The sequence below is a fragment of the Nonomuraea sp. ATR24 genome, from assembly GCF_041950485.1.
GTDB classification, from domain to species: Bacteria; Actinomycetota; Actinomycetes; order Streptosporangiales; family Streptosporangiaceae; genus Nonomuraea; species Nonomuraea ceibae.
In genome coordinates this window covers 120,121-135,561 of the sequence record NZ_JBGNUU010000019.1, presented here as the reverse complement: position 1 = coordinate 135,561, position 15,441 = coordinate 120,121, and the positions used below count along the sequence as shown (strand labels likewise).

The window sequence follows — 15,441 nt, the reverse complement described above, 5'->3', positions numbered from 1 at the left end:
TTGCGGTTGCCCCTCAACCAGCCGGCTTTATCGGGCGGGCAGGCGGCTCAGCACGTTGGCGACCTCGTCCCGCATCTCCGGCGTGAGAGTGCCGTCCTCCTTCGTGAACGGGATCTCCAGGACTAGGTTGCTCACCCGCACCCACACCGTCAGCCGGGCCCCGTCGCGTTCCGCGAACGCCTCGTCCCCCAGGCCCTTCACCGGCTTGACCGGCTTCTCGGGCCACTGCGTTCTCCGGTAGTAGGCGAAGATCTCCTTGGCCACGGCGATCCCGCTCCGCCCCTGCCATGCCCGACCGAGCCGCAGCTTGAGCCCGCCACACTGGGTCGCCGACTCGGGAACCCCCTCCGGCAGCAGCGAGCAGGCGTACGGCGCCACCGCGAACCGCCCGTCCGCCGGGTCCGCGACGGCGGGAGCGGGCCGGTCCATCGCCTCGGCGATCCACCGCGCCGCCTTCAGCGCCCCCTCCTGATGCCGCGGAGCTGGCTTCGCCCGCCAGCCGTAGTTGATGTTGACCACCGCGTTGCCGAGCCGGAAGGCCACGACCGTGGCGTGCCTCCCCAGAGCCGGGGCCTGGACGAACGACTCGTCGCCCACCTGCGCGTCGACGGGGGGTTCGGGCCGATCCCTGACCGCCATCGCGGGGAAGGCAGAGTCCGGGGGCCTGACGAAGAAGGCGTGTGCCGCCGCGACGTCCGCGGCCAGGTGGACGCCGACGCTGAGCTCGTGGACCGCCTGCCCTTTCAGCGACAGGCCGGGGGTGGTCCAGGTGCACCCGCCCTCGTCGTACTTCTGCTCGGCGAGCGTGACGAGCTGCTCCACCTGCTCGGCGGTGAGCAGCGAGCAGGGGTCGACGACCCCGGTGAACCTGCCGGGCCCCGACGGCGGCGGGCTCGCCGCCCGGGTCGGGCGAGGCGGCGCCGGCTCGGCCGAGCAGGCGGCTGCGGTGAGCAGCACGAGTACGGCCAGCACGACCCTGATCACGACAGCGCCTCCACGATCCACCGGGCGGCCCGCTCGGCCTTGGCCTCGTCGCCCGCCCGCACGTACCCGAGCAGGTTCGCCTTCCTGAAGACCACCACCGGCGGGCCGGGAACCTGCGGCGTCCCTTCGCGGAACGCCAGCGCCTCGTCCGCGAGGTCCAGAGCCCGCGTGTCGTCGTCCCGCCATCCGGCGAACATCTCCTTCGCCTGGGCGACGCCGTCACCCGCCGGGCCGCGCCGCGGCGCCCAGAACTCCAGCCTCAGCTGCCGCCGGTCCGAGGACTCGTTCGGCTCCTCCCACGAACAGGTCGCCGAGTTCCCGGTCCGCGCGTACGCCGACGGCTCGACGAGCTGCCGCACCTGCGCGGGGCTGAGCACGGCACACGCGATCGGCGGCTCCGCGTACGTGCCGGGCGCGACCGGAGCGGCAGCAGGATCGGCCGGGCTCGCCCGGACCAGCGCGTCCGCCATCCGGCGGGCCACCGCCACCGCCCCCTGACGCAGCCGCCGGGCGCCCGGCGCCGGCCCGAAGTGCTCGACCTCCACCAGCAGGTTGCCGACCCGGAATACCACCTTGACGAGCTCCACCCGTTCCGTGCCCGCCGCGACGTGGTCCAGCAGATGGCCCTCGTCCCCCACGCCCCGCACCACCCGCGCCCGCCCGCCGAGCAGGTCGCGGAGATCGCCGTTGACCCAGAGGGAACGGGGTGACGTGTCCGGGCGGAGGTTACGGGCCAGGCTCCTGCGATACTCCTCATGAGCCTGCGCGGAGGTGTAGTCCCAGGGCTCCCCGTCGTCGTTGATCCACCTGACCCCCAGCTCGCTGCCCGGCTTCGTCCAGACGCAGTGCCGTCCCTCCAGCCTGCTCCCGCCGCCGGGCACGAGCCGCTTGACCAGGTCCGCGTCGACCATCGCGCACAGGTCGAGCGGCGCGGGGAACCTCGGCTGCGCCCCCGGCGGCAGCGGGCTGAGCCACAGCATCAGGGCGATCATCAGGCGCACCGGAGGACCCTATGAGAGCCCGGTATGTTCCCGGTATGCCGACCGCCGCAAGGCCTATTTCTTCGACCCTTCGATCTTCTTCGGGCCATCGATCCGAAGGGCGACGAACGGCTTCGAAGCACGGATGAAGGCAGCGATGAGCGTCCTGGAAACGGCCCGCTGCTGATCCAGCTCCTCACCGGTTTTCAGCTCGTTCATGCGGTCGACGGCCTGCAGCGCCTCCCAGCCCTTGGCGATGAGCGACTCGTCGTCCGTCAGGAGCTCCATCCGGTACAGCGCCTCCAGAGCCGCCGACCGCAACCGCTGCTCCTCCCGGCGCAGCTCGATCCAGCTCGACTGCTCCGGGCTCTCCTGCCTCGCGTACCAAAGATCAAGCTGCCCGCGCCGGTAGTTGGTGAGTGCGCCCCCGAGAGTGCAGTACGCGTCCATGCGTTCCGCCCTGAGCCTGTCGGCCCTCGCCAGGTGTTCCGCCCGGTTCGCCGTTCGCGCGGCTAACAGGTGGTTCAGCGTGGCTCCGAGAAGAGTGCCCAGTACCGCGACGATGCTTGTCACAACCGCTCCCATAGCGTCATGGAAGCACACGCCCCGCGGCGCCCGCGGGCAGGGACAATCAAGACGTGAGATTACTGATCGCCATCGTCGTCCTGGCATCGCTGACGTCCTGCAGGTGGAACGATGAGCAACACATCACGCGTTCATTCGCCAAGATGGAACAGGTCGCCCAGACGATGAGGCCAGAAAGCAGCCTGACGAATGCGCCACTGGAGATCGGGGAGGCCGAGTTCCAGGCCGTCTACCGAGAAGGCGACCGCGTCTATTTCAAGGTGGGCGAGAACGGGCCCAGCGTGGACCCCTACGGCTACGTATGGAGCCCCAAGCACGTTCCGGTCGATGACTCCAACCCGGCGGTCGCTTCCACCTTCGAGCACATCCAGGGCCCTTGGTACCACTGGAGCGACAGCTACTAGCGCGCACCCGCTTCAAACTGGAGCCGCCTCGGGATTCGAACCACCTCTACGAACAGGGCCCTAATCTGCCTCGGGCTGACCTGCTTCCGCGCGCTGACCTGGGACCACGTGGACCTGGAAGGCGCTCCTGACGCTGATCCGGCCATACCACCGTACGTGGCCGTGTGGCGGTCGGTCCGTAGCGGCAGGGACACCAAGACCCGGAAGTCCCGGCGCACTCTGGCGCTCCCGCAGCGCTGCGTGGAAGCGCTCAAGGTCCAGAGGGCACACCAGCAGGCGGACAAGAAGGCGGCAGGCGATCGGTGGACGGAACAGGGGCTCGTGTTCGCTTCGACCGTGCGCACGCCGCTCCACTCCCACAACGTGCGGCGCGCCTTCCGTGCGGTCATCGTCAAGACCGACCTCGACCCCGGCAAGTGGACGCCGCGAGAGCTACGGCACAGTTTCGTGTCCCTGCTCTCGGACCAGGGCATCCCGCTGGAAGAGATCTCCCGATTGGTCGGCCACAGCAGCACAGCGGTAACCGAACTGGTCTACCGCAGCAGATCCGGCCCGTCATCCAACAGGGCGCGACGGCGATGGATCAGATCTTCAAGACATGAGTGTTCAGTGGGGGGACTTCGCCCGACAATAGGCTCTGTGGCCAAGCTCCCTGAAGACCTCCGCGCCAGCCTTCGGTTCTTCGCCTTCTACCTCGCCAATGGCACTCTAGATATGGAGTTGCTTGACGGAATCGACTATCGGCCAGCCTTGATGGGCTTTGGTTCCACTCTGGAGATGGTCTTCACGATCTATGCCAATGTTCTGGAGATCGACGAAAGCGGGCTGGTGGACGACGGATACGCACAGTACCGAGTAGCCCAATGGATCCGCCACTACTGCGACCCCACCTACGTGGTCGACCCCCCGTTCGAAGAATGGGAGACACGTCTAGCTGGTCCTTGAAGCAGACGCGCACCGGCCACGTGCCGCATATCTGCTGAACGCGAGTAGCGCACGACCCGTTAGGCACCCAGAAGCCCCCTGAGTGATCTCAGGGGGCTTCTGACCTGGAGCCGCCTTGGGGATTCGAACCCCAGACCCCTTCATTACGAGTGAGAACTTGATCATCCACAGGCGTCCATCCTGCTCGCGGATGCCTGCTCAGGCGGTAGAGGGAGGGGCAGCCAGTCCATCGCCGTACACGAGCATCCGAAGCTGTCGTTAGCACTCCCGTTAGCAAGATCGGCGTTCTGCCCGCGTGCTTCGATGGCAAAGTGGACCCGTACCGCAGGGCCGCCAGGCCCGAGAAACGGAAGCCGCGCGGCAGAATGTCATGTCGCCACCGCCGACGCATCCGCGCCACCGTCCACACGCGCCTGACCACGGCCCCGGTCGAAGACCGTAGCATTATCCGAACGAAAGCTGCACAAGTAGTACTTAGGCGCCGTCGTTCGACAGCGCCTAAGATAGTGCGGGTGTTCAGCCTGGCATATTGATATTGCCAAAGCCAACGACACGGTTAATGCCACCAATGGCGTGGACCCATGGCCATCCAACCAATTCGTAGCACGCCGAGCCTTATTTTTTTCACACGCAGCCGGTGTGGCCCTCTTCGCATGAGTGCACGGGGAATATATTTGCTGCAGCGAATTCAACTAGCATTTGGAGACGCTTACCGTTGTAGGAGTTGCTCTGACTCGGCGACTTCTCTGAAGAGTGCAGTCCAAGATTGCTGTCGACGAGACCGGCAGCCATACGTGCCATCGCTGCGACGACGCGTAGCCTCGCTTCTTCCGACTCCTCCTTCCACATATCAGTGTATGAGACGGGGCACTCAGGACAGGAGTCCACCGAGTGCACGATTCTTACGGCCTTCTGGAAGGCCTGTAGCTCTTGAAGGTCTCGAAGCTCCTGTTCGCTGATGACATATGTAGGCTGTTCGGAGGTGTTCGAACTTTTTGCATTCGTCGTGGTCGAGGTCTTCTTCTCGCTGGTTGCTGTTGCCATGACCGTGAAGTTAAAGCTTCCAGAGCGACAGCGTTAGCGTTAGGACGTTATCTCCAGGTAAGTCTAAAAGATCCTGCTGCGGAGATCTTTACCCTGAGATTGGAGATCTTCACTAGAGGCATGCTCTGACCACTACCGACTGCGACTGCATGGCTGCCACTCGGCCGTGCTCTGTGATGGGATTCGCTCACTTATGGCTGTTCGCTGCGCGTGGGTGGCGCTGGCCGAGACCGGCCGGAGAGCCGCAACGCGGCCATTGACCGCCCGACGTGCGGCAGGCCGCCGCAGGCGAGCTGCCCTTGATGACGTGCAGATAAGTTGCTTTCTGATCTTGGTCCGGGCGGCAGTCATGGCGTAGCGGAGGTTGTGGCTCGCCTACTGGGCACACATGCTCGGATTCCGCGGCCACTACTCCACCCGATCCCGCCACTACTCCACCACCCTCGGCCAACTCCGAGCAGCCCGCGAACACCACGCCCGCGACAACGACATCACCACCGGCCGACTCCCCCTCTTCGACGAAGACCCCATCCTCATCATCAGCGAATGGGAGTACGCAGGCAAAGGCCACTCCCTCGGAGACGCGCTCCTCGCCGCCCTCGCCGAGACATCTCCGTCGACACCGCAACACGCCGTGGGGACCTGCCCATGACCCGGCTACTGCTCACGGTCCCTGAGGCCGCCGATGCGCTGTCCATCTCGCGCAGCAAGCTCTACCAACTGCTCGCCACCTGCGCAGTCGACTCAATCCGCATCGACGGCTCCCGCCGCATCCCCGTCCCCGCGTCACCGACTTCATCACCCGCCTGACCAGGAAGGAGGCAGCCGTATGACCAAAACCCTCGTCGTCACGCCGGACGAGCAATCGCGCAAGAAGGCACCCAAGCTGCGCGACGGCGTCATGAAGCGCGGCACCACCTAGTCGTACGTGATCAGAGTCCGTGACCCTGAAACGGGAGAGCAAGCCGAAGTGGGTTGGCGGCTTCGCCACCGAGGACGACGCCAAGGCTGCCCTCGACGAGGCCCGTGTCAACGCCCGCCGTGGCGAGTACGTAGACCGGAACGAGATCACTGTCTCGGACTACTTCGACATGTGGATAGAAGATCACGCGATGGAGATCAAGCCCGGCACCCTGGAGGACTACCGCACCGGCCTGCGCCTCTACGTCAAGCCGTACATCGGCAAGATGCATCTCCAAGCGGTACGCCCGTCCAGGATCACCAAGCTCTACCGCGATCTCCTGACCAAGGGCAGCAAGGATGGCAAGCCGCTCAAGGCCTCAACAGTCACCCACACCCATGCGATCCTCCGCCGCGCCTTCCGCGACGCCGTACTCGTCCACGAGTTCATCAGCAGTTCCCCGGTCGAAAAAGCCAAGCATCTACGAGCAGACCTCGACGCCCCCGGCACGATTCGGACCGCCGCCCAACTCCGCACGTTCCTCACCCTGGCCCGTACACACCGACTCCACGCCTTCTTCCACCTGGCCGCGTACACCGGTGCCCGTCGCGGAGAACTGCTCAACCTCCGCTGGCGGGACATCGACCTCGACGGCAAGCGCATCACCATCAAGGGTTCCGTGGGCGTAGTCGAGGGCCAGCGCGTCGAGGACACCACGAAGAGCGGCAGGACACGCGTGGTGAGCATTGACGACACCACGGTGACCGTCCCCCCCGATCACCAGAAGGCACAGGAAGCCGAGAAGGCCCGCGTCGGCGACTCCTGGAAGGGGACCGACAACACCGTGTTCACCACGGCCTGGGGCGGCTCGATCTACCCCACCACCGTCACCGGCCTGCCGCGCAAGCTCATCGAGGCCCACAACAAGAACGCCACCGACGCACTACCGATGATCCGCCTGCACGACCTACGTCACGTCCACGCGACCCTGCTCCTCCTGGCCGGCGTCCCCGTTCACGTCGTCGCCGCCTGGCTCGGTCACGCTAACCCCGCGATCACCCTGCGCGTCTACGCCCACGTGATCCTCTCGGCGGAGACCGCCGCCGCTGACATCTTCGCCAAGATCATCGAGTAGTCGCAGTGGCCAGCCCTCGACATAGAGCGTGGTCACGCGCCAGCGCGAGGCGCACTCATCGCAAATGTCGGTCGCTCATGCGATGCTCTGCTTCTCTACGATCCGCTGGAGGCCCCCCCGATGCCAGCACCACTGGACCCCCAGATTGCTGAGGCGCGGATACGCGCCAAGGGCTGGATCCCCACCGTCCCGTTCCCCGGAGCCGACAAGCCCTGGCCAGGTTACTGCGCCACCTGCGAGGAGCCCGGTAGGCCAAAGTACGGAAACATCTGCTCGCCAGGGTCCAGGCAAGGTCCCTGCCGTCCCTGTAGCGGTTCAGAGAAGAAGACCGAGGATGAAGCAAGGGCTGTCATGGCGCTCCGCGGGCTGACGCCAAAGGTGCCGTACCCGGGCAATCGAGTTCCTTGGGAATCAACCTGCGGTAACTGTAGAGGTACGACATACCCCACGCTCTCTAGCGTTCGAAAGGCGATCAAGCAGGGCCAGCCCAAGTGTTGCGACCTTTGCAGGCGAAACGGCGCGATCAGAGAAGAACAGGCTGTAGACCTTCTCAGGCTCGCGGGGGCCGAACCCCTTGTCCCATACCCAGGCGTCAAGGTTCCGTGGCCAGCACGGTGTCTCAACAAGGAGTGCCGGAAGAAGATCCAGCCCACATTGGACAGCATCAAACACGCCGGTACCGGCGCATGTCTGTACTGCGGGGCCTTCGGGATCAAGGCAGACGATGACGCTCTGGTCTACCTAATGGTTCATCCGACCCTGAATGCTGCCAAGGTCGGCATAGCCAAGGTTGATAGCAGGCGCATCGCACTGCACGAGAGCACGGGATGGACGTTGCTCACTACGGTCTTCATGTCAGGTCGGCATGCCCGCTCCGCGGAGCGCCACGTCCTTAGCAACTGGTCATCGCTTGGCCTCCCATACGGCGTTCACCCTTCTGCCATGCCGTACGCCGGATACACAGAGACTGTCAGTCTGAACGCCCGAGGTCTTGAAGAGATCAAGGAAGACCTTAGGCAGGCCATCCGTGAACTCCCCCGCGAGCAGGCCGGAGAGGCCCATCAGCTTGACTCAGGTGATATCTGAATCGCGATGGTGCTTCCTCGCGACTTGCTGTTAGCAAGAGTGTTAGCAAAAGGCCCTCCCGGATGATCCGGAAGGGCCTTGACCTGGAGCCGCCTTGGGGATTCGAACCCCAGACCCCTTCATTACGAGTGAAGTGCTCTGGCCGACTGAGCTAAGGCGGCGTGCCGTACAGCTTGAAAGAGTCTACAGGAGCCCAAGGGGTCCTCGCTCCCCGGAAACCCCCGAATCGGCTCAGGGGGTCAGCGGTCCGTCGAGCACGGCCTGGGCGGCGGGGGTGTCGCCTTCCCAAGTCAGTCCGGGGTGGGTGCGGGGCAGCCGGCCCCACAGCATCAGCAGCAGGTCGGCGGCCGGGCCGGCGATCTCGGCGACCGGTTCGCCGGGACCGTAGACGCAGGTCAGCCCGGTGTCCGTGGCGCGGACGCGGATGGCGTGCGCGGGCGGCTTCGCCATGCCTCGGTTGATCATGCGGTAGGCCATCGTGTCGAACACCTCCGCCACTCCCTCGCCGGCCAGCGTCGGGTCGAGGGTCGGGGTCAGGCCGAGGGCGTGTTCGGCGTCCCAGCGGTGGATGAGCGTCTCCAGCGGGCGGCGGCGCTGCCAGAAGCCGACCGTGTGGGGCGGGTAGAAGGTCCACGCCTCGGCTGAGGGGTCGCGGTCCAGGACGTCGAGCAGCGTCGCGGTGGTCTGGTCGAACCAGGCGCCGAGGTCGTCGCGCGGGGCGGGCGGGGCCTGGTGGTCGCCGTGGCGTTCGGTCACGGCCGTGGCCGCCCACAGGTTGCCGCCGCCGAGGTGGTCGGCCAGGTCGTACAGCGTCCAGTCGCCGCAGTGCTCGACCGGGGCGGACAGGTCGCCGTCGAGGCAGGCGCGGAAGGCGGCTGACTCGCGGCGCAGGTGGTGGAGGAGTTCGGCGGGGCGCATGCGAGCACTCTAGTGGCCGGGTCACCCCTGATGACATGGGGGGATATGCCGGGAGCTAGCCTGAAATGGCTGCTCCATCCCCTCGGGGAGCAGTCGCTCGGTATGTCCGGCGCACAACGGAGGGATCATGAACGGCTACCCGCAGATCGCGGACCACGGCATGATCGGTGACCTGCAGACCGCCGCGCTCGTGTCCGGGGCGGGCACCGTCGACTGGTGGTGCACGCCCAGGTTCGACTCCCCGAGTCTCTTCGCGTCCATTCTCGACAGCGAACGCGGCGGGCACTGCCGGCTGGCAGCCGACGTGGACCGGATCGAGGGGGCGACGGTCCGGCAGCTTTACCTGCCCGACACCGCCATCCTGGTCACCCGCTACATGGCTCCCGGAGGCGTCGGCGAGGTCGCCGACTTCATGGTGCCGGACACCTCCGCCACCCCGTCGGCCCGGCATCGCCTCGTCCGGGTCGCCCGGGTGGTCCGCGGCAGCCTGCCGTTCACGCTGGTCTGCCGTCCGCGCTTCGACTACGGCCGGGCGCCGCACGCTCTCAGCATCCTGGACGACCGGTCAGCCGTCTTCGAAGGCCCCGGCACGAGCCTCCACCTCCAGGCCGCCGGACCACTCGTCCTGCGCCAGGACAGCCAGGACGGCCAAGGCCGCCAGGACGGCCAGGACCGCCAGGACGTGGTCGCCGACTTCACCCTCCACGCCGACGAGATCGCCGCGATCGTCCTGACCAGCGACAGCGACGGCGAGGCCGGCCCGCCGGTGCCGCCGCTGACCCTCGACGGGGTGCGCGACAGCTTCGACGCCTGCCGCGCCTTCTGGCACGACTGGCTGCGCTCGTCCCGGTATCGCGGCCGCTGGCACGACATGGTCACCCGGTCGGCGATCACCCTCAAGCTCCTCACGTACGCGCCCACGGGTGCGCCGATCGCCGCCGCCACGATGGGCCTGCCGGAGCAGATCGGCGGCGAGCGCAACTGGGACTACCGCTACACCTGGATCCGTGATGCCTCCCTGTCCGTCCGGGCCCTGATCGACCTGGGCTTCGTCGAGGAGGCCCAGGCGTTCCGTACGTGGCTGCGCGAACGCCTGGACGCCGCCGGCGACGCGGAGGAGCCGTTGCAGATCATGTACCGGGTCGACGGGGACCCGCACCTGACCGAGGAGGTCCTCGACCACCTGGAGGGCTACCAGGGCTCGAAGCCGGTACGGGCCGGGAACGCCGCCGCCGGGCAGCTCCAGCTCGACATCTACGGCGAGGCCGCCGACGCCCTGGCCCAGGCGCAGGAGATCGGCGGCATCCGCGGCTGGCGGTCGTTCGCCGGGCTGCTGGACTGGCTGGCCGACACCTGGGACCGCCCCGACGAGGGGATCTGGGAGACCCGTGGCGGGCGCCAGGACTTCACCTACAGCCGCCTGATGACCTGGGTCGCGTTCGACCGGGGCATCCGGATGGCGACCGCCTACTCGCGTCCCGGCGACGTCGCCCGCTGGACGAGCGTTCGCGACACCGTCTTCGACCAGATCGTCGACCGCGGCTGGAGCCCCCGGCGGCAGGCCTTCGTCCAGCACTACGGCACCGACGTGCTGGACGCGTCGCTGCTGCTCATGCCGCGCGTCGGGTTCATCTCGCCCCGCGACCCGGCCTGGCTGAGCACGCTCGACGCGATGGAGAAGGAGCTGGTCAGCGACAGCCTCGTCTACCGGTACGACCCCGCCGCCTCCCCCGACGGGCTGCTCGGCTCGGAGGGCACGTTCAACCTGTGCAGCTTCCTGTACGTCGAGGCCCTGGCCCGCGCCGGGCGGCTGCAGCAGGCGCGTTACGCCTTCGACAAGATGCTCACGTACGCGAACCATGTCGGCCTGTTCGCCGAGGAGATCGGCCCGTCGGGCGAGCAGCTCGGCAACTTCCCGCAGGCGTTCACCCACCTCGCGCTCATCGCCGCCGCCATCGCCCTGGACGAGCAGCTCGAACGCGCCGAATCGTCCCCGGGCTAGACCGTACGCGCCTACCGCGCGCCGGCGGGGAGCCGGATGGCGGCGGCGAGGCCGACCAGGGCGAACACGCCGAGCGCGATCATGGCGAGCGCGTAGGACCGGTTGCCCTGGGCCGGCCCGGCGATGAGGATCGTGCCCGCGATCGCCGTGCCGAACGACGAGCCGAGGTTGGAGACGCTGCGCGACAGCCCGGAGATCTCGCCCTGCCGTTCCTCGGGGAAGCTGGACTGCACCAGGTTGACCGACGGGGTCAGCATCACGCCCACGCCCAGCCCGATCAGCAGCAGCCCCGGCGCGAACGCGACCACCCTGGACGAGGCCCCGACAAGGAGGAGCAGGACGCCGATCCCGGCCACGGTCATGACGAAGCCCGCCGAGATCAGGGCCTTCTGCGAGTGCTTGCGGGACAGGCGCTCCGCGGCCAGCGACGTGATCAGCACGCCCACGGTCGCCGAGGTGAAGATCACCCCGGTCTGGATCGCGCTGTAGCCGCGGACCGTCTGCAGGAAGACCGCGACGACGAAGGACGTGCCCATGAGGACCAGCCACTGCATGTTCTGGGTGATCAGTCCGAGGTTGGAGGTACGGTTCCGGAACAGGCCCGTGCTGAGCAGCGGCTCCTTCCCGGCGCGTTGCCGCGCGCGGATGTGGAGGAAGAACCAGATCAGGAAGGCCGCTCCGGCGACGAGGAGCACCGCCATCAGGACGGCGTCGCTGCCGGCCTGGAGGATCCCGAACACGACGAAGAACATGCCCACCGCCGACAGCACCGCCCCGGCGGCGTCGAAGGGGCGGTCCGGGTCCGACGCCACCGGGTCGGCGATCCCGCGGCTGAAGACGATGATCACGGCGACGACCAGCGCCTGGAAGAGGAACGCGGCCCGCCAGTCGATCGCCGTCGCGATGAATCCGCCGATCAGCGGGCCCGCCGCCGCGCCGACGCCGCCCAGCCCGCTGATCACGCCGAACGCCCGGGCCCGCGACTGGAGATCGGCGTAGGCCATCGTGGCGAGGATGTAGACCGGCGGGATCAGCAGCGCGGTGCCCACCCCTTCCAGCACCGAGTTGCCGAGCATCAGCACGGCCAGGCTCGGCGACAGCGCACTGATCAGCGCGCCGATCCCGTACAGGGTGAGTCCGAGGAGGAAGCAGCGCTTGCGGCCCCAGCGGTCGGTCAGCTTGCTGCACGGGATCATGAGCACCGCCATGATCAACAGGAACAGCGTGATCGTGCTCTGCACGCCCTGAACCGTCGTGTCCAGGTCCTCGCCGATGTCGTTGATCATCACGTTCATGTTGGAGCCGGCGAAGCTGCAGATGAACTGGGCGAGGGCCAGCGGCGCCAGGACGCGCCCGCTCATCACCCCTCCCAGAAGGGAGAAAAGGGCTGGATCACCACTTCTCCCTCGCGGATCACCCCGTGAGAGCCCTCGGGAATCTCGTTCCAGGTGCCCGCGAGATCGCGCAGCGGCTCCGAGACCACGAAACGCGTCCCCGCGCCGAGCTGCCGCAGGGCCTCCAGTTCCGGATGGAGCTCCCGTACCTGCGCGATGTCGGTGGAGTAGAACAGCGAGCCGGGGCGGCCCGCGCTGGCGTGGCGGAACATCCACACGGACTCCCCGTCCGTCGTGGCCACCGTCATGTCGACCGGAGGCGGGGTTCCGCGGCGCCGGGCGAGCTCCTCCACCAGCCCGACGGCACGGGCCACGGCACTCGGCGGGTCGTCGGCCAGCCCGAACGTGAGCGCCAGGAAGAACAGCAGCTCCGAATCGGTGGACCCCTCGATGGCGGGGTAGAGCGACGGCTCCACCGCCATCGCCATGTCACGCCGCAGCTCGCGGAACCCCTCCACGGCTCCGTTGTGCATCCACAGCCAGCGCCCGTGGCGGAACGGATGGCAGTTGCTGCGCTGCACCGGGGTTCCGGTCGACGAACGGACGTGCGCGAACAGGAGGGGGGTGCGGATCTGCCGGGCGATCTCCCGCAGGTTCCGGTCGTTCCACGCGGGCTCGACGCTCTTGAAGACGGCGGGCTCCGCGCCCTCGCCGTACCACCCGATGCCGAAACCGTCGCCGTTCGTGGTGGTCACCCCGAGCCTCGCGTGCAGGCTCTGGTCGATGAGCGAGTGAACCGGCCTGAACAGCAGGTCCTCGGCCAGAATGGGTTCTCCGCAGTACGTCATCCATCGACACATGGTCACCTCGGTCGTCAGTGGTGGAACGCGGCCTTCAGCGCCACGATGATCAGCCCGAGCACCAGGTTGACGGCGCTCGTGCCGAGGACCGCGCGCGGGGAGGCGCCGACCCCCACCGCCGCGGCGGCCGCCCAGCCGACCTGACCGGCGATCGCGACCACGAGGGCCAGCCACACGGTGGCCTGCGGTTCGAGGCCCAGCAACGGGCCGACGGCCACCACCGCGGCCGGCGGGATCGCCGCCGTGACGATCGGCCACTCCTCGACGCCGGCCCGGCGGATGTCGGCCAGGCTCGCGGAGCGGAAGACCGTACGCGCGCCGAACAGGCGGGCGTGCACGTGGGCGGCCCAGAACACCACGCTGGTGCCCAGCAGCAGCAGGACCAGCTCCAGGCGCGGGAACCTGCCGAGCGTCCCCGCACCGGCCACCACGGAGGCGGCCAGCAGCGATCCGTAGACCGCCCCGGTGTAGTCTCTCGGCCGCCGGGCGCCGTTCCCGTGATGGTTGTCCATGGGATGACCCGAGCGGGGCGTGCCGCGCGGTCAGCGGGCGCCGGTGCTCTCCATCATGTCGCGCAGTTGCGCCTCCTCCTCGCGGCTGAGGGAGGTCTGGATGACGTGGCCGCCGTACGGCTGGACCTCCGGGATGACCTTGTCCGGGGTGCTCCGCACGACCAGGACGAACAGTGCGGCGGTGCCGGGCTCCAGCTTGTCGCCGAGCTCCCGCATGAACGCGTCGTTGACCCCGAGGTCCGTCATCGCGCCGCCGGCCGCTCCGGTGGCCGCGCCCAGCGCCATGCCGAACAGCGGCATGAAGAACAGCATCCCGATCAGGCCGCCCCACAGCGCGCCGCTCGCCGCGCCCATGCCGGTCGTGCCGACGCTCTGGTGCAGCTTGATCGTGCCGTTGTCCCGGCGTTCGACGATGGCCATGTCCTCCAGCGTGATCAGGTTCTGCCGCTGCAGCTCGATCAGGCGGTCGCGGACGGCGACGGCGGTGGCGACGTCCGGGTAGGAGATGGCGATGAGGTTGCTCATGGGGTCTTCTTCCTCGACGTGGCGATGTGCTCAAGGTGATCCCCCTTTCGCGATCGGGCGGCCACCACGGCCAGGCAAAAACATCCCCTCCGCATGCGGCGAGGTCCACGCAGAAGACATCCGGAAATATCGCCACAAAGCGGATAAATAGCCTTAAACTGCATGCAATTCCCGGTCGAGGTCAAGGGGCATGCCGTGCACAAGGTCGTCCACATCCGGCCGCTCGACGACGTCGTCGGACACGAGCGGTCGCCCGACTGCCTGTGCGGCCCCGCCGGAGAGGGCGTGTACGCCCAGGCCACCACGCAGGCGCTCGGCATGATCTACCGGCACCACGCGCTGCGGCCCTGCCACGACTGGGAGGCCACGGCCGAGGCGTGACGGGCTAGCTCTCCCCCTCGCCTGACGGCTTGCCGTACATCGTGTCGTGCTGGATACGCGGCGAGCACACCGACGCCGACGGGCACGCGCAGCGCCTGCCGCCGTCGTCCAGCCGCACGGTCACCGTGTCGGCGGGCACGTTGTGGCCCACCACCGTGCCGTCGCCCTGCGGGGTGCTCACGCGGCTGCCGTTCTTCGGCATCCGGTAGCGGGTCTCGACGTACAGCGGGTGCTCGTACTTGAGGCAGCACATCAGCCGCCCGCACGCGCCGGCGATGCGCAGCGGGTTGACCGGCAGGTCCTGGTCCTTGGCCATGCGGACGGAGACCGGCTCGAAGTCCTTGAGGAACGTCGCGCAGCACAGGTCGCGGCCGCAGGGGCCGATGCCGCCCTGGAGGCGGGCTTCGTCGCGCGGGCCGATCTGCCGCAGCTCGACGCGGGCGCGCAGGTTGCGGGCGAGGTCACGGACCAGGGCGCGGAAGTCGACGCGGTGCGGGGCCGAGAAGTAGACGGTGTAGACGTTGTCCTGGTCGAGGTAGTCGACGCCGACCACCTTCATGGGCAGCGTGTGGCGTTTGATCAGGCGTTTGGAGACGCTGCGCGCCTCGGCCCTGCGGCGTTTGTTGGTCTCGTCGCGGGTCAGGTGCTCCTCGCCCGCGAGGCCGGCGCAGACGGGCAGGCCGTCGATGTCCTCGCTGGTGTACTGCGGCGCCCACACGCACTCCGCCACCTCGGGCCCGGCGTCGGTCGGGACCAGCACCTTGTCGCCCACCGCGGGGCTGTGGGGGCCGGGGTCGAGGTAGTAGAGCCGTCCGTAGCGGGTGAAGCTCACGGCCATGATCATT

The 15,441-nt window shown here is 67.9% G+C and carries 18 protein-coding genes and 1 tRNA gene; 8 read left to right on the top strand and 11 right to left on the bottom strand.

Annotated features, from left to right (window positions below; all coding sequences use genetic code 11):
* Positions 1–27 precede the first annotated feature (27 nt).
* Genes ACBI99_RS35285 through ACBI99_RS35275 form a run of 3 tightly spaced genes read right to left on the bottom strand, consistent with a single transcriptional unit; the run spans position 28 to position 2,537 of the window.
* Entirely contained in the window at positions 28–984 is a 957-nt protein-coding gene (locus ACBI99_RS35285; RefSeq protein WP_375074443.1) for a hypothetical protein, read from the bottom strand.
* On the bottom strand, positions 981–1,985 hold the full coding sequence (locus ACBI99_RS35280) for a hypothetical protein (protein ID WP_375074442.1): 1,005 nt from the start codon (positions 1,983–1,985) through the stop codon (positions 981–983). The genes ACBI99_RS35285 and ACBI99_RS35280 overlap by 4 nt, the downstream gene beginning before the upstream one ends.
* Positions 1,986–2,039: 54 nt before the next feature.
* Positions 2,040–2,537: a hypothetical protein gene (locus ACBI99_RS35275; RefSeq protein ID WP_375074441.1), complete on the bottom strand. Its 498-nt coding sequence runs from the start codon at positions 2,535–2,537 to the stop codon at positions 2,040–2,042.
* Positions 2,538–2,602: 65 nt separating this feature from the next.
* Between ACBI99_RS35275 and ACBI99_RS35270 the strand changes: the two genes are divergently transcribed.
* Complete coding sequence (locus ACBI99_RS35270; protein WP_375074440.1) at positions 2,603–2,953, top strand: hypothetical protein; 351 nt, start codon at positions 2,603–2,605, stop codon at positions 2,951–2,953.
* A gap of 240 nt (positions 2,954–3,193) precedes the next feature.
* Positions 3,194–3,898, top strand: coding sequence for a tyrosine-type recombinase/integrase (locus ACBI99_RS35265; protein WP_375074439.1), 705 nt, complete (start codon positions 3,194–3,196; stop codon positions 3,896–3,898).
* Positions 3,899–4,522: 624 nt separating this feature from the next.
* Here the strand turns inward: ACBI99_RS35265 and ACBI99_RS35260 are convergent.
* Positions 4,523–4,942 (bottom strand): hypothetical protein, encoded by a 420-nt coding sequence (locus tag ACBI99_RS35260; protein WP_375074438.1) that lies wholly within the window; start codon positions 4,940–4,942, stop codon positions 4,523–4,525.
* A gap of 364 nt (positions 4,943–5,306) precedes the next feature.
* Here ACBI99_RS35260 and ACBI99_RS35255 point away from each other — a divergent pair, with 364 nt between their 5' ends.
* From ACBI99_RS35255 to ACBI99_RS35240, 4 genes are all read left to right on the top strand, one after another.
* Complete coding sequence (locus ACBI99_RS35255) at positions 5,307–5,594, top strand: replication initiator (RefSeq protein ID WP_375074437.1); 288 nt, start codon at positions 5,307–5,309, stop codon at positions 5,592–5,594.
* Positions 5,591–5,752 (top strand): DNA-binding protein, encoded by a 162-nt coding sequence (locus tag ACBI99_RS35250; RefSeq protein WP_375074436.1) that lies wholly within the window; start codon positions 5,591–5,593, stop codon positions 5,750–5,752. The genes ACBI99_RS35255 and ACBI99_RS35250 overlap by 4 nt, the downstream gene beginning before the upstream one ends.
* Positions 5,753–5,883: 131 nt before the next feature.
* A complete protein-coding gene (locus ACBI99_RS35245) occupies positions 5,884–6,978 on the top strand; it encodes a tyrosine-type recombinase/integrase (protein ID WP_375074435.1) in 1,095 nt (364 codons plus the stop codon).
* Between the two features lie 654 nt (positions 6,979–7,632).
* Positions 7,633–8,064 carry a hypothetical protein gene (locus tag ACBI99_RS35240; protein WP_375074434.1) on the top strand — a complete coding sequence of 144 codons (432 nt, stop codon included), beginning with the start codon at positions 7,633–7,635 and terminating at the stop codon, positions 8,062–8,064.
* An 84-nt stretch (positions 8,065–8,148) separates the two neighbouring features.
* Here ACBI99_RS35240 and ACBI99_RS35235 read toward each other — a convergent pair.
* Positions 8,149–8,225 (bottom strand) — tRNA-Thr (locus tag ACBI99_RS35235).
* A gap of 70 nt (positions 8,226–8,295) precedes the next feature.
* Positions 8,296–8,982 (bottom strand): maleylpyruvate isomerase family mycothiol-dependent enzyme, encoded by a 687-nt coding sequence (locus tag ACBI99_RS35230; protein WP_375074433.1) that lies wholly within the window; start codon positions 8,980–8,982, stop codon positions 8,296–8,298.
* A 127-nt stretch (positions 8,983–9,109) separates the two neighbouring features.
* Between ACBI99_RS35230 and ACBI99_RS35225 the strand changes: the two genes are divergently transcribed.
* Entirely contained in the window at positions 9,110–10,984 is a 1,875-nt protein-coding gene (locus ACBI99_RS35225; RefSeq protein WP_375074431.1) for a glycoside hydrolase family 15 protein, read from the top strand.
* 11 nt (positions 10,985–10,995) lie between these two features.
* Here ACBI99_RS35225 and ACBI99_RS35220 read toward each other — a convergent pair whose 3' ends face one another.
* The 4 genes from ACBI99_RS35220 to ACBI99_RS35205 are packed head-to-tail and all read right to left on the bottom strand — an operon-like array spanning position 10,996 to position 14,215.
* On the bottom strand, positions 10,996–12,345 hold the full coding sequence (locus ACBI99_RS35220; protein WP_375074430.1) for an MFS transporter: 1,350 nt from the start codon (positions 12,343–12,345) through the stop codon (positions 10,996–10,998).
* Entirely contained in the window at positions 12,345–13,166 is an 822-nt protein-coding gene (locus ACBI99_RS35215; protein WP_375074429.1) for a class II glutamine amidotransferase, read from the bottom strand. Before ACBI99_RS35215 ends, ACBI99_RS35220 begins: the two co-directional genes overlap by 1 nt.
* Positions 13,167–13,192: 26 nt before the next feature.
* Positions 13,193–13,690, bottom strand: a complete 498-nt coding sequence (locus tag ACBI99_RS35210) for a hypothetical protein (RefSeq protein ID WP_375074428.1) — start codon at positions 13,688–13,690, stop codon at positions 13,193–13,195.
* A 30-nt stretch (positions 13,691–13,720) separates the two neighbouring features.
* Entirely contained in the window at positions 13,721–14,215 is a 495-nt protein-coding gene (locus tag ACBI99_RS35205; RefSeq protein ID WP_357583042.1) for a DUF1269 domain-containing protein, read from the bottom strand.
* A gap of 162 nt (positions 14,216–14,377) precedes the next feature.
* Here ACBI99_RS35205 and ACBI99_RS35200 point away from each other — a divergent pair, with 162 nt between their 5' ends.
* The gene (locus ACBI99_RS35200; RefSeq protein ID WP_375074427.1) at positions 14,378–14,596 is read left to right on the top strand and encodes a hypothetical protein; all 219 of its coding nucleotides are present in this window, start codon (positions 14,378–14,380) and stop codon (positions 14,594–14,596) included.
* A gap of 4 nt (positions 14,597–14,600) precedes the next feature.
* Here ACBI99_RS35200 and ACBI99_RS35195 read toward each other — a convergent pair whose 3' ends face one another.
* A complete protein-coding gene (locus ACBI99_RS35195; protein WP_375074426.1) occupies positions 14,601–15,434 on the bottom strand; it encodes a stage 0 sporulation family protein in 834 nt (277 codons plus the stop codon).
* Positions 15,435–15,441 lie beyond the last annotated feature (7 nt).